Annotated in this window: 14 protein-coding genes; 8 read left to right on the plus strand and 6 right to left on the minus strand. The window is 57.5% G+C overall.

Annotated features, from left to right (window positions below; all coding sequences use genetic code 11):
• Positions 1 to 1,275 carry a 2-methylserine hydroxymethyltransferase gene (locus ALP8811_RS14350; protein ID WP_108857944.1) on the minus strand — a complete coding sequence of 425 codons (1,275 nt, stop codon included), beginning with the start codon at positions 1,273 to 1,275 and terminating at the stop codon, positions 1 to 3.
• 128 nt (positions 1,276 to 1,403) lie between these two features.
• Here ALP8811_RS14350 and ALP8811_RS14355 point away from each other — a divergent pair, with 128 nt between their 5' ends.
• Together ALP8811_RS14355 and ALP8811_RS14360 are read left to right on the plus strand one after the other, a co-directional pair.
• Complete coding sequence (locus ALP8811_RS14355) at positions 1,404 to 2,291, plus strand: LysR family transcriptional regulator (protein WP_108857945.1); 888 nt, start codon at positions 1,404 to 1,406, stop codon at positions 2,289 to 2,291.
• Positions 2,292 to 2,423: 132 nt separating this feature from the next.
• Positions 2,424 to 3,971, plus strand: coding sequence for a DUF2125 domain-containing protein (locus ALP8811_RS14360; protein WP_108857946.1), 1,548 nt, complete (start codon positions 2,424 to 2,426; stop codon positions 3,969 to 3,971).
• 111 nt (positions 3,972 to 4,082) lie between these two features.
• Here the strand turns inward: ALP8811_RS14360 and ALP8811_RS16400 are convergent, their stop codons facing one another.
• From ALP8811_RS16400 to ALP8811_RS14375, 3 genes are all read right to left on the minus strand, one after another.
• Entirely contained in the window at positions 4,083 to 4,409 is a 327-nt protein-coding gene (locus ALP8811_RS16400; RefSeq protein WP_181363780.1) for a hypothetical protein, read from the minus strand.
• Between the two features lie 265 nt (positions 4,410 to 4,674).
• Positions 4,675 to 5,379 carry a winged helix-turn-helix domain-containing protein gene (locus tag ALP8811_RS14370; protein WP_108857947.1) on the minus strand — a complete coding sequence of 235 codons (705 nt, stop codon included), beginning with the start codon at positions 5,377 to 5,379 and terminating at the stop codon, positions 4,675 to 4,677.
• The gene (locus ALP8811_RS14375) at positions 5,351 to 5,638 is read right to left on the minus strand and encodes a hypothetical protein (RefSeq protein ID WP_370738907.1); all 288 of its coding nucleotides are present in this window, start codon (positions 5,636 to 5,638) and stop codon (positions 5,351 to 5,353) included. The genes ALP8811_RS14370 and ALP8811_RS14375 overlap by 29 nt, the downstream gene beginning before the upstream one ends.
• Positions 5,639 to 5,803: 165 nt before the next feature.
• Between ALP8811_RS14375 and ALP8811_RS14380 the strand changes: the two genes are divergently transcribed.
• From ALP8811_RS14380 to ALP8811_RS14395, 4 genes are all read left to right on the plus strand, one after another.
• Entirely contained in the window at positions 5,804 to 6,316 is a 513-nt protein-coding gene (locus ALP8811_RS14380; RefSeq protein WP_108857948.1) for a hypothetical protein, read from the plus strand.
• A gap of 119 nt (positions 6,317 to 6,435) precedes the next feature.
• On the plus strand, positions 6,436 to 7,074 hold the full coding sequence (rnhB, locus tag ALP8811_RS14385; RefSeq protein WP_108857949.1) for a ribonuclease HII: 639 nt from the start codon (positions 6,436 to 6,438) through the stop codon (positions 7,072 to 7,074).
• Positions 7,075 to 7,185: 111 nt separating this feature from the next.
• Positions 7,186 to 8,286: a site-specific DNA-methyltransferase gene (locus tag ALP8811_RS14390; RefSeq protein WP_108857950.1), complete on the plus strand. Its 1,101-nt coding sequence runs from the start codon at positions 7,186 to 7,188 to the stop codon at positions 8,284 to 8,286.
• A 150-nt stretch (positions 8,287 to 8,436) separates the two neighbouring features.
• On the plus strand, positions 8,437 to 9,060 hold the full coding sequence (locus ALP8811_RS14395) for a glutathione S-transferase (RefSeq protein ID WP_108857951.1): 624 nt from the start codon (positions 8,437 to 8,439) through the stop codon (positions 9,058 to 9,060).
• Here the strand turns inward: ALP8811_RS14395 and ALP8811_RS14400 are convergent.
• On the minus strand, positions 9,057 to 10,196 hold the full coding sequence (locus ALP8811_RS14400; RefSeq protein WP_108857952.1) for an alkane 1-monooxygenase: 1,140 nt from the start codon (positions 10,194 to 10,196) through the stop codon (positions 9,057 to 9,059). The two genes, ALP8811_RS14395 and ALP8811_RS14400, sit on opposite strands and share 4 nt — an antisense overlap.
• Positions 10,197 to 10,247: 51 nt before the next feature.
• A complete protein-coding gene (gene mutY, locus ALP8811_RS14405; protein WP_108857953.1) occupies positions 10,248 to 11,288 on the minus strand; it encodes an A/G-specific adenine glycosylase in 1,041 nt (346 codons plus the stop codon).
• An 89-nt stretch (positions 11,289 to 11,377) separates the two neighbouring features.
• Here mutY and ALP8811_RS14410 point away from each other — a divergent pair, with 89 nt between their 5' ends.
• Entirely contained in the window at positions 11,378 to 11,896 is a 519-nt protein-coding gene (locus ALP8811_RS14410; protein ID WP_108857954.1) for a DUF721 domain-containing protein, read from the plus strand.
• A gap of 5 nt (positions 11,897 to 11,901) precedes the next feature.
• The gene (locus ALP8811_RS14415) at positions 11,902 to 12,558 is read left to right on the plus strand and encodes a DsbA family protein (RefSeq protein WP_108857955.1); all 657 of its coding nucleotides are present in this window, start codon (positions 11,902 to 11,904) and stop codon (positions 12,556 to 12,558) included.
• Positions 12,559 to 12,607 lie beyond the last annotated feature (49 nt).

Here is a 12,607-nt window from a genome sequence, read left to right on the forward strand (position 1 = left end):
TCAGCCGGAATAGGCGGGGAAAGCCGCGCAGAGCGTCGCGACCTTGTCCGCGGCCTTAGTCACAACTGCCTCAAGGGCGGCCGCATTGTCCGCAGCTTCAGCGTCAATCAAATCAGCAATGATCTCTCCTAGTTGCGCAAACTCGGCCTCTTTCATCCCGCGTGTCGTGGCGGCGCTGGCCCCAAGGCGCAGGCCGACCCATTCTGGCGGGCGGGGGCTGTCGTTGGGGATCGCGTTTTTGTTTGCAGTGATATTGGCGCGCTCCAGAACCACCTCGGCACGTTTGCCGGTCAGGCCCATGCTGCTGAGGTCCAAGAGCACGATATGTGTGTCTGTTCCACCGGAAACGATGCGAATTCCGCGTGCGGCTAGCGTGCTGGCCAATGCATCCGCATTGGCCTTAATCTGATGCGCGTAAGCTTTGAACGCATCCGTCATCGCCTCGCCCAGACAGACAGCCTTTGCGGCCAGAACCTGCGTGTGGATCGAGCCCTGCACGCCGGGAAAGACCGCGGATTGAAGGCGCTTAAACCAATCTTCGTTGTTGGTCAGGATCAGCCCCCCTCGCGGGCCGCGCAGGGTTTTGGTGGTGGTACAGGTGACAATATCGGCATGTGGGAAAGGCGAGGGGTGTGCCCCGCCCGCAACCAGCCCCGCGATATGCGCCATGTCCACATGAAACCAGGCACCCACCTTCTTGGCGATCTGACCCATGCGCGCAAAATCAATCTCGCGCGGATAGGCAGATCCGCCCGCAATCAACAGCTTTGGTTGTAGCGTGATGGCCTGTTGTTCCAGCGCGTCATAGTCGATCACCTCGGTTTCCGGATCGACACCATAGTGGTGTGGCTCGAACCAACGACCCGACAGATTGGCCTTCAGTCCATGAGACAGGTGACCACCAGCAGCCAGATCCAACGACAGTACCTTGTCGCCGGGTTTCAGCAGCAGAAAGAACACGGCTAGATTGGCCTGCGAGCCGGAATGGGGCTGCACATTGGCGTAATTGCAGTGGAATAGAGCCTTTGCCCGGTCAATCGCGGCTTGTTCGACCACGTCCACAAATCGGCCGCCGCCATGAAAGCGATTGCCCGGATAGCCTTCCAGCGTTTTGTTAGTCATCTCGTGCCCCAGCACATCCAAAACGGCGCGACTGACGATGTTTTCCGACGCGATCAGTTCGATCTGATCCTGCTGGCGTTGCTTCTCACTGTTCAGCGCATCTGCAATCAGCGGATCAGTTTGGGCGACCGGCGTGTTGAATTGAAGTGTCATCTGGTGGCTCGCCTTCCTGAGGTCCGTTTCCGTGTCGTCCTCAGGATCGGTCAGCGGGGCTAGATCGCGCAAATCAGTATTGCTATAATTTTGGCGTAGAAAAACTATGCCTTATTTGAAGGACAGTCATGCCCGTCTCGCCACCCCGTCCCAAAGGCCCGCATTTAAACGCCTTGCGCGCGTTCGAGGCCGCAGCACGTCTGGGCAGCTTCGCAGCTGCCGCGGAAGAGCTGTCAGTCACGCCGGGCGCGGTGACGCAGCACATCAAAACGCTGGAGGCCTGGGCCGAAGCTCCACTTTTCGTTCGGAATGCGCGCGGCGTCGCGCTGACCCCAATGGCTGAGGCGCTGGTGCCCGAGTTCACCCGCGCCTTTGATCAATTGGGCCTTGCCGTCCATGCGCTGCGCAAACAGGTCGCGCCGAACAAGATCAAGCTGGCGACCCTGCCGTCGCTTGCCCAGTACTGGTTGCCCGCGCGGTTGGGGAGGCTGCGCCGGATCGCCCCTGATTTGCAGGTGTCGGTGATCGCTTTGGAAGAGGCGCCGAATCTGGTGCGCGAACCAATAGATATGTCGCTGTTCTTCACCGCTGACCCGTTGGGACCAAATGACATCGAGGTTTCTCAGGACCGTATCTTCCCGATCTGCACCCCAGAACTGGCCGCGCGTCAGACGCGCCTTGAAGATCTTCGCAACGAGACGCTTCTGCGTGACAGCACATGGTCCGACGATTGGGAGCGCTGGCTATCTGCGCAGACGGATCAGGGCGGCATCGCCACAGGCGGGACCGAGCATTCGCTTTTCGCCGTAGCGCTTGAGGAAGCGCGCCATGGCGGCGGCGTCTTGATGGCGCACGAGGCACTGGTGCAGCGTTTTCTGGACAGTGGCGAGCTTGTGCGCCCCTTCGCGGGTATCGTGAACCTTCCACGGAAGTTGGTTTTGCGACTGTCCCCCAAGATGATCCGCTCGGATCAACTGGCGCTGATAAACGATGTTCTGGTGGGCGCCTCAAAGTAAGGAGGTGGGTCAAACATCCCTGCAAGGATGCGTTGTATCAGAAGCCATCACTACGCCAAAAGGTGTTGTAACCCCTATAACGCTGAACTACTTTCGCGCCAATTACACATACAGTGCAAAGGATTATCGCACATGCAAACTCTTGCCACCCGGCTGACCAGCGCCGTTTTTCTGGGCGCCACCCTTCTGCCCGGCTCTGCTTTCGCAGACCTCTCTGCAAATGATGTTTGGCAGCATTTTCAGCAAAGCTCGGCGTCTGTTGGCGGCACGCTGAGTGCTAAAATGTCCGAGCGTGGCGACGGTCTTGCGCTGGAAAGCGTGACCTTCAACCTAACCCTGCCATTTGATTCCGGCATGGTAAGCATGGATCTGGGCGCATTCGATCTGATCGATATGGGCGATGGTCGTGTTGAAATGGTACTGCCAGAAAAAGAGCTCTATGCGCTGACCTATACCGACACCGATGGCGAAAGCTTCAGCGGCAACGTGAGCATGAGCCATCAGGGGTTCACCAACACATTCTCGGGGTCGCCGGAAGAGATTGTATTCGACCAAAAGGCCGATCGGCTTGACCTTGAATTCGATATCAATGGCCTTCCAGAAGAAATTCAGGGCTTCGCGATGAACGGTTCGTACCTTGGTCTCGTGGGCCAATCGGTGACGAGAACAGGCGAAATGATTTCCTCTGATGTGACTTTTTCTGTTGAAGAGCAAAACATCACAGTCAGCCAAACAATGAGTTTTGATGATGCAGGGCCTTTGACCGTCGAGTCTGTCCTGAAATCAGCCCGGATGGAGGGCAGCATGCGTATGGTTTCCCCAACAACTGGGATTGACCTAGCGAACCTCGCGAAATCCCTTCGCGATGGGTTTGAGATGGAAGCGAACTATCTCATCGACAGCTACAGCTCGAATCAGGTCACATCGCAGGGCGGTACGGTCATGATGGCCCAATCCACGTCGGCCAAGAATTACGACACGACCATGAAGGTTGATGCAACCGGTGTCGTGATCTCGGGGCCTGCTGATGACCTGCGGATTGAGATGGAGACGCCAATGATGCCCGGGCTGCCGCTTGGTGGGAACATTGCGTCGGTCACTGCCACGATGCAGGCCCCCCTTCTGGCGGATAACAGCTTTGGTCCCGTGGCGTTTAACCTCGATCTGAACGGGCTGACGCTGGACGATATGGTGTGGGCAATGGGCGATCCTGCGGGGGCTTTGCCACGCGATCCCATCCACTTGACGCTCGATCTTTCCGGGACGCTTAAGCACAACGTCGAATGGCTTGATTTCGCCAATGTCGAAGCCAGCCTCGAGGCGCTGGGTGACCTGTTGCCGGTGGAACCGGGCAGCGCGACGCTGAATGCATTGCGCTTGTCGGCGGTTGGCGCCGAGATCACCGGAGAAGGTGCATTTACCTTCGATTCCAGCGACCTAGAGACCTTTGATGGCTTCCCGCGCCCAGAAGGTAAACTGACCCTGCGCGCAAAAGGGCTGACCGCGCTTTCGCAGAAGTTGGAACAGGTTGGTATTCCGGCCGAGCAGATTGTCGGGTCGATGATGATGCTGGATATGTTTACGGCCGCCGATACCGCGAATGGCGATGATGCCCGCGTGACCGAAATCGAAGTCACCGCCGACGGGTCGGTCTTCTCTAATGGAATGCAGCTTAAGTAAGCCTAGCGCCTACTCTTATTCACAACGATATAGCCCGGCAGGAGAGATCCTTCTGCCGGGCTAAGCTTTTATGGTCACCTTATCTTAGCCCACAATCAGGGGCTCAAGATATCAGCGGTTGCTGTCGTTCTTGTTCGATTTGCCGGGCACGCCATCGCCGCCGCCATTGCCGAAGCCGTTATTCGCTTTCGAGCCTTTGCCGCCGCCGCCGCCACCTTCTCCGCCGCCGCCGCCTTCGCCACCGCCAGTGCCGCCATCTTCGCCACCACTGCCGCCGGTTCCAACGCCTTCGCCGCCGGTGCCGCCACCTTCGCCACCGGTGCTACCTCCATCACCAGTACCACCACCGCCTTCTGCGGTCGTGGTCGCATGCGCCATTGTTCCGGTTGCCGGTACGGTCAAAAAGATTGCCATCATAAGCGCGACTAATCTTACCATTTTGGTATTCATTGTTTCCCCTCCAAATAATTTTTCCGCCCAACCAAGCGAGAATCTATAATCGGTTGCAGCAATAATTGTACCAAATCCACATTGCGGAATCCATGTTTCTGTCTTTTTTCAGACACATTCTCGCCATGGTTCAACGCACCGCAAACCGATTGATCGACGGCAATGGTCGAAAATTGGGATCAACTGTTATGGTCAATGTGATTAGATTTCGCGGTCACCTGACGGGTCCATTCCCCGCAGAGATCGCCTCCAATCAGATCATCTGAATGACATCTTTATCGATCGACAGCATATAGCCGCGTCGGGCGATTGTTTTCACCAGAAGTTCGCTCATCAACTGATTGCCCAGCGCGTCGCGCAGACGTTTGATGCGAGTCGCGCCGGCGGCCTCGTCACACTCGGATGGGTCGCGACCAGAAATAAGCCCCTCAAGCTGGGACCCGGACAGGACATCTTCGTCCATCCGTGCCTCGGCCAGGGCCGACAGGGTTTCGATGGCGGCCTCGGTCAGCGAGAACTCCATGTTGTTCAGATACACGGTGCGTTCTTCGCGGCTGATCAGAAGCGAGTTCACTTGAATGCCTGCGCGCTCGATCTCGCTCATGCGGCGGTTCAGGCCGAAAATGGTCAGAAGGAACACAAGTGCGGCCACCAGCAGCGCGGTGGCAAAGATAAGCAGCACGAAAATCACCATGCGATAGCTGGTCAGCGTGTCGGCAAACGAGGTGCCGGACTGGGCCAGGATCTCTAGCAGCTTAATCTCTGCGCCCGAGTTCAGCCCGTCGTTTTCAACAAAGATCCGTTCAACCCGCGCGTTAAACGCATTGGCATCCGGCAGAGTCATGAACAGGAATACAGCAGCCACCAGCAGGATCACGACAATCGCGACAATCCCGATAACAACCACGCGATTTGAGCGCTTCAGCGTATCAGTAGCGAAGGAAGAATTTACCGGCACTTTCTTTCCTTTCCTCAAGACCTGTGTCGTCGAATATGGATTGGACTTTCAGAAGGGACCAGCCGTTTGCCTCTAACCGGTCACGAATCTGCCGACGCGCGTCTTTGCGATTGTCACAGACGTCGTCCGACAGCTCGATCACACCATAATGGAGCTTCAGCGGGTCATCCCGTTTGGCCTTGTAGTCCGCATAGCACGCGGCCTGAGCCGTCGATGCCATGGCGACAAGAAGTAAAGTGAGTGCGGTTTGTTTCATCATGCGTCGAACATGCGGCGCGTGGGCTGGTTATTCAATAACAAACCCCGCCCGAGCGGGCTGATAGGCGATAGCAATCGCCCGTTATTGCCTGTCTTTATGGGGGATCCGCATGTTGGGGACATATCAAGCGCCTGCTTGCACCGACCCAACAGGAAGGAGGATCCCATGATCCCGAATTCAATGCCCCGCTCTTTCATGAAGCTTGTTCTCAGTGCCGCCGTCGCGGCTACATTGGCCGCTTCCCCTGTTCAGGCCCGCGATGCAACGCGCGGAGATGACAGCGCCGCCATCATCGCAGCCCTTCTGGGTCTGGTAACACTTGGCGTCTTGCTGTCGGGAAATGACGACGAACCCACCTATCCTTCTGGACATGTGGCGCGGCCTTATAAACCCACCCATCCGCAGGTCTACCCGCATCGCCCCCATCGTCCCCGTGGGATCAGCAAATACCGCGAACTGCCGTCCAGCTGCCTGCGCGAATACCGTACGCAAACCGGTCGCAAGATCATGTTCAGCAACCACTGTCTGAGCAAGGAGTTCAAATACGCCCGCGATCTGCCACGCAGCTGTGAAAGCACCGTGGTCGTGAAGAACCGCAAGGGCGTTTACGTGACGCGTCGGGGGTACAAGCCAGATTGCCTTAGCAAACGCGGCTACCGCGCGACACGCGCCTATTAAGAAATATCGAGCAGCGGCGCAGCGGTCCCTTTCACTTCACGCGCCGTTAAACTTGGCAGAGGCTTCGGCCTCTGCCCTTTTTACTTGCGGGGCCGGACGGATTGGGTCACCCCAAGGGAATGACAAAAACTGTTCCTGATTTCAGCTTTGAAGCCGCCGCGATGGATCGTGGCTTTCGCCTTATCGCCGGGGTGGACGAGGTTGGGCGCGGTCCGCTTGCCGGTCCTGTCACCGCCGCCGCCGTCATCCTGAACCCCGATGACATCCCTGAAGGGCTGAACGATTCCAAGAAGCTGTCGGCCAAACGGCGCGAGGCGCTGTGGGACGCGATCCATGAAAAGGCTTGTGTGTGCATCGCCCATGCCTCGGTTGAAGAGATTGACGAGCTGAACATTCTGCGTGCCAGCCATCTGGCGATGGAACGTGCTGTGGCGGGTCTGTCCCAACAGGCGGACTACTTGCTGATCGACGGAAACCAGATTCCGCGCGGTCTGACCGGGCCTTTGGAAACCATCGTGAAAGGTGACGCGCGATCCGTGTCGATTTCCGCCGCCTCGATCGTGGCAAAAATTGCCCGCGATCGGATCATGGTGGATTTGGCGCAACAGTTCCCCGGCTATGGCTGGGAGACGAACGCCGGATACCCGTCGAAAAGCCACAGGTCGGCACTCCAAAATCTTGGGGTGACCCCACACCATAGACGTTCATTCAAACCGGTACACAATATCTTGTATCAACAAGAAAATGTAAGTGACTGATTCAAAAAAGAATTTGACGACGAATCATCTTTGACTCATCCTGTACTCATCAAAACGAGCGTGAAAACACGCCACTGATAGAGCGCTAAAGCGCCGGTACATGAGGCAGAAATGGTAACCAAAACCAAAACAAAGGCGGCTGTAGAGCTGCCCCTGAACCAGATTCTTGATGGCGACTGCATCGAAGTGATGAACAGTCTTCCAGAGAACTCGGTCGATATGATCTTCGCGGATCCCCCCTATAACTTGCAGCTGAAAGGTGAACTTCACCGCCCGGACAACTCGAAAGTCGACGCCGTCGATGACGATTGGGACCAGTTCGACAGCTTCAAGGCATATGACCAGTTCACCCGCGCCTGGCTGAAGGCCGCGCGCCGCATTCTGAAACCGAATGGCGCGATTTGGGTCATCGGCTCGTATCACAACGTGTTCCGCATGGGTGCCGAGCTTCAGAACCAAGGCTATTGGATCCTGAACGACGTCATTTGGCGCAAATCGAACCCGATGCCGAATTTCCGCGGTAAGCGCTTTACCAATGCGCACGAAACGATGATCTGGGCCTCGAAATCCGAAGGCGCCAAGTACACGTTTAACTATGAAGCCCTGAAAGCGCTGAACGAAGGTGTTCAGATGCGTTCGGACTGGGTTCTGCCGATTTGCACGGGCCACGAGCGCCTGAAAGACGAAAACGGCGACAAAGCGCACCCGACACAAAAACCCGAAAGCCTTCTGCATCGCGTTCTGGTCGGCGCCACCAACCCCGGAGACGTGATCCTTGATCCGTTCTTTGGTACCGGCACCACTGGTGCGGTTGCGAAGATGCTGGGCCGTGACTTCATTGGTATCGAACGCGAAGCGGCCTATCGCAAGGTTGCCGAGAAACGCATCTCGAAAGTGCGCAAGTTCGACAAAGAAGCCCTGACCACCACGCCGTCGAAGCGCGCCGAACCGCGCGTCCCCTTCGGCCAGTTGGTAGAGCGCGGCATGCTGCGTCCGGGCGAAGTTCTGACCAGCCCGCGCGGCAAAACCGCAAAGGTCCGCGCTGACGGCACTCTGATTTCCGGTGATGCCCGTGGCTCGATCCACCAGGTTGGCGCTGCGTTGGAAAGCGCGCCCAGCTGCAATGGCTGGACCTACTGGCACTTCAAGCAGGACGGAAAGAAAGCTCCGATCGACCTGCTGCGCCAGCAGATCCGCGCGGAAATGAACTAAGCAGTCTTCCAAAAACAACAGAATTTGCGTGGCGCGCATCAGACGCGCCCGCATCATCAGGTACCGCCTGTGCCTGTGGCCCGCCGCCACAGCACAACCTGACTGACCCTGCCTACTTGTTAGGCAGGGTTTTTTTTGATTTGTGGGGGTATGACCGCGATCCTTTATTCATTCCGCCGCTGCCCCTATGCGATCCGCGCCCGTCTGGCGATTGCCAGCGCCGATGTTCAAGTTGAACTGCGCGAGATCCTGTTGCGCGACAAACCTGCCGCGTTCCTTGAAGCCTCGCCCAGCGCGACAGTGCCGTGTTTGGTCTCTATTTCGGGGGTTTTGGACGAAAGTTTGGACGTGATGACATGGGCTTTAGGTCAATCCGACCCTGAAGGATTACTGCAAATGCCCGAGGCCGGGCACGATCTGATCGAGCGTTTCGACGGCCCGTTCAAGCGCGCGTTGGACTTGACGAAATACGCGGTGCGCCATCCCGAAAGCGACCCCGAAGCAACGCGGGCCGAGGCAATGGAAATACTGGCTGGGTTGGAAGATCAGCTTACCGAAGGTTGGCTATTTGGCGCCCATCCAACGCTAGCTGATTTGGCCACCCTGCCCTTCGTGCGTCAGTTTGCGAATATCGACAAATCACGCTTTGACAGCGAGGTCACACCCCACGTCTCTGCATGGTTAGAGACGTTTTTATCCAGTGACCGCCTGGCATTCGTGATGAAAAAGAACCCGGTCTGGGCGGAAGGCGACGCCCCGCTTCTGTTCCCTTAACGGACCACCGGCGGCGGCAGAGTACCCGCCTTATACGCGCTCCAATCGGTTACCTCGGGATAATGCTGCTTGCGCCACGCACGCACGCGCGGGTTCATCACGCGCCGCCAGATGGGCGGGACGATCGCAGCCATCGTCATGATCGGATAGCCATAGGGCAATTGAGGCGCCTCATTGTCGGGATAGGTCTGCAACAGCGGGAAACGGCGGGCCGGTTTATAATGGTGATCCGAGTGGCGCTGTAGATTGATCAGCAGCCAATTCGACGCCTTGTGATCCGCGTTCCAACTGTGGTGCGGCATCACGCGTTCATACTTACCGTCGCCCAGATGTTTGCGGGTCAGGCCGTAATGCTCGACATAGTTCACCAGCTCCAACTGCCAAACGGCGACAAAGGCCTGAAACGCAAACAGCGCAAGTCCCAACCAGCCACCAATCCAGACCGCCAGAATGATCGCCGCGAACTGCAGCGTGCCATAGCGCCAGAACGGATTGGCGCGATCAAAGGCAGACAGGCCGCGCCGCGCCAACATCGCCTTCTCCGCCCGCCAAGCCGACACCGGTGCCTCAAACAGCACCCGAATGAAAAAGCGGTGGAAGCCCTCGTTGTATCGTGCGGTGACTGCATCGCGGGTTGTGCCCACATATGGATGATGGACAAGCAGGTGTTCGGTGCGGAAATGACTGTAAAGCACGGTGGCCAACAGCAGATCGCCCAACCAGCGCTCGAACCGGTTGGATTGATGCATCAACTCGTGGCTATAGACGATCCCAACCGTGCCGGACAGCACACCAACGCCGAAGAATGCCCCGAATTTCTCGGCGGTCGACAGATGCTCGGTCCCGGTCACGTACCAGATCACGCCATAGATCATCACGAGTTGAATCGGGAACCAGATCATCGTGACCAAACGATACCAGAACAGATCCGCGTCCTCGATCATCGGGTCCGCGTTCTCGGTATAGCGCCCGGTGATCGCGTCAAGCGCGGTATAAAGCCACCACGTGCCCAGCGGCGGTAGAATTAGAAACCACCCACCTTGCGTCACCGCGACAAGCACCAAAATTGGCAGGGCAATCGAGATGCCGAATGGCGCGGCATTGCGAAAGCGCGAGATCGTGGACGCAGGAAGCATGGATTTTTGTCCTTCTGTTCCAGCACAGGCTAACGTCGAATGCGCGCGCGCTCAATGCGACAGATGCAATACCGCCACGTCAAAGGCTTTGCGCATCACGGTCGGCAGATCCGAGCGCTTGATATCCATAAATAGACCCTGTTTCGGCTGAACTAGGCCTTCTATCTGCACGACCCGCAGCGAGAGGTGCAGGTTGAAATGCGTAAAAACGTGACGAACTTCCACGCCGGGGTCCTGCCACTCGGCGTCAAATGGCGGCTGCTCGACCACCGCGTCCCCCCAATCTGCGCCCGGCCACCCCAGCATACCGCCAAGCAATCCTTTTTCTGGTCGACGTTCCATCAGCCACTCGCCAGCTTCGTTCCGGGCCAGATACGCCATCCCAAGCCGCGTGGGTTTCTTGGCCTTCGGCTTCTTCTTGGGAAGCTCTGCCTGAACGCCAGATTTCCGCGCTAAACAGTCTCTATTCCAGGGGCAAATACCGCATGCGGGCGATTTCGGTGTGCAGATCGTGGCCCCCAGATCCATCACGGCCTGGGCGTAATCACCTGCCCGGTTTTGGGGCGTCAGGGTTTCGGCCAGTTGCGTCAGCTCTCCCTTGGCATCTGGCAAAGGCGTTTCGACGTGGAACACCCGCGACATCACCCGTTCGACATTCCCGTCCACAACCGTTTCCGGCAAATCATACGCAATCGCCGAGATCGCAGCCGAGGTATAGGGCCCGATCCCCGGAAGCGATTGAAGACCATCGCGTGTCTTGGGAAAAGCGCCCAACTGGGAAACTTCGCGCGCGCATTTCAACAAATTGCGTGCCCGGGCATAGTACCCAAGCCCGGCCCATTCCCCCATAACTCGATCATCTTCGGCCCCGGCCAGATCCTGCACCGTGGGCCAAATACCCATAAATCGGGTGAAATAGTCTCTTACTGCGGCGACGGTGGTCTGCTGCAGCATAATCTCGGACAACCACACGGCGTACGGGTCCGGGACCACGCCCTGCGCCCGGTCGCCCGGACTGACGCGCCATGGCAGATCGCGCGCATGGCGATCGTACCAGTCCAGAAGATCGGCAGTTTTCGGCGCGTCACGCACGTGTTATCTCCTATCCGTCGTTTGTTCTGGCATAGCAAAGTGAACCGCCTAGAATAAGTGAAAAGAAACGAGTCACACGTATCTGTCAGATGGAAAAGCCCACCACATATCCCCGCCGCAAAAAAGGCTTCGAGCGTACCTCGTCCCTTTTGTCGGCCCGGATTCGCAAAGCGAGCGAGACCCGCGGCTTTGCGGTGACGCGTGTGTTAACCCATTGGGCGGAGATCGTGGGCGAGGCGACGGCCGGTATCTCGCGCCCTGTGGACATTTCCTATGGGCGTGGCGGGATGGGCGCGACGCTGACCGTACTGACAACCGGGGCACAAGCGCCGATGCTTGACATGCAAAAGGACCAGCTGCGCGAAAAGGTGAACGCGGTTTATGGCTATAACGCTATTTCGCGCATTCGGATTACGCAAACAGCGGCGACCGGTTTCGCCGAGGGGCAAGCCCAGTTCGTCCACGCCCCGAAGAAACACACCCAACCTGACCCCAAAGACTTGGCACGCGCAACGGACGCGGCCAAAGACATAGGTGATGATGGGCTTCGATCCGCGCTAGAGCTTTTGGCGCGGAACGTCATAACAAAAAACAAACACAAGGCTTAAAACAGATGAATCGCATCCTTCCGATCCTGATCGCAGCGGTGATCGCCATTGGCGGCGCGTTCTATATGACGCAGAACAACGGCTCGCTTCCCGGCGTGTCCGTGGCCGAAGCACAAAGCAATGACGCCGCTGTGGAACCGGCAGCCGATATGGTTCTGGGCGATGAAAACGCTCCGGTTACCGTGATCGAATACGCGTCGTTCACGTGCCCCCACTGTGCCAACTTCCACAAAGACACCTTCAAGAAGCTGAAGCAGAACTATATCGACACCGGGAAGGTTAAATTCATCCACCGCGAGGTCTATTTCGATCAGTTTGGCCTGTGGGCTGGCATGATCTCGCGTTGCGGTGGCGATACGCGCTATTTCGGCCTGATTGACCTGGTCTATGGCGGCCAGAAAGACTGGATCGCGGACGGATCGCCGACCACCATCGTGGCCAACCTGAAGAAATTGGGCCGCACCGCCGGGATGACGGACGAGCAGATGGATGTCTGCCTGCAGGACGAAGATTCAGCGCGCAGTCTGGTTGCCGCCTATCAGCAAAACGCTGGCGCGGATGAGATCACGGGCACCCCGTCCTTCATCATCGACGGCACCAAGTATTCGAACATGAACTACAGCGAGTTCGCGGCCATTCTGGACGAAAAACTGGGATCGTAAACCGATTTGATTAGGGGCAATCAGTCCACGCGTTTCGAGAAAAACAGTA

The organism is Aliiroseovarius pelagivivens (genome assembly GCF_900302485.1).
In the GTDB taxonomy this organism is placed as follows: Bacteria; Pseudomonadota; Alphaproteobacteria; order Rhodobacterales; family Rhodobacteraceae; genus Aliiroseovarius; species Aliiroseovarius pelagivivens.

What these genes read in the sequence shown, in the direction of transcription:
- ALP8811_RS14350 (WP_108857944.1), bottom strand. Translation starts at nt 1,275, where the DNA reads ATGACACTTCAATTCAACACGCCGGTCGCCCAAACTGATCCGCTGATT.
- ALP8811_RS14355 (WP_108857945.1), top strand. Translation starts at nt 1,404, where the DNA reads ATGCCCGTCTCGCCACCCCGTCCCAAAGGCCCGCATTTAAACGCCTTG.
- ALP8811_RS14360 (WP_108857946.1), top strand. Translation starts at nt 2,424, where the DNA reads ATGCAAACTCTTGCCACCCGGCTGACCAGCGCCGTTTTTCTGGGCGCC.
- ALP8811_RS16400 (WP_181363780.1), bottom strand. Translation starts at nt 4,409, where the DNA reads ATGGTAAGATTAGTCGCGCTTATGATGGCAATCTTTTTGACCGTACCG.
- ALP8811_RS14375 (WP_370738907.1), bottom strand. Translation starts at nt 5,638, where the DNA reads ATGATGAAACAAACCGCACTCACTTTACTTCTTGTCGCCATGGCATCG.
- ALP8811_RS14380 (WP_108857948.1), top strand. Translation starts at nt 5,804, where the DNA reads ATGATCCCGAATTCAATGCCCCGCTCTTTCATGAAGCTTGTTCTCAGT.
- rnhB (WP_108857949.1), top strand. Translation starts at nt 6,436, where the DNA reads ATGACAAAAACTGTTCCTGATTTCAGCTTTGAAGCCGCCGCGATGGAT.
- ALP8811_RS14390 (WP_108857950.1), top strand. Translation starts at nt 7,186, where the DNA reads ATGGTAACCAAAACCAAAACAAAGGCGGCTGTAGAGCTGCCCCTGAAC.
- ALP8811_RS14395 (WP_108857951.1), top strand. Translation starts at nt 8,437, where the DNA reads ATGACCGCGATCCTTTATTCATTCCGCCGCTGCCCCTATGCGATCCGC.
- ALP8811_RS14400 (WP_108857952.1), bottom strand. Translation starts at nt 10,196, where the DNA reads ATGCTTCCTGCGTCCACGATCTCGCGCTTTCGCAATGCCGCGCCATTC.
- ALP8811_RS14410 (WP_108857954.1), top strand. Translation starts at nt 11,378, where the DNA reads ATGGAAAAGCCCACCACATATCCCCGCCGCAAAAAAGGCTTCGAGCGT.
- ALP8811_RS14415 (WP_108857955.1), top strand. Translation starts at nt 11,902, where the DNA reads ATGAATCGCATCCTTCCGATCCTGATCGCAGCGGTGATCGCCATTGGC.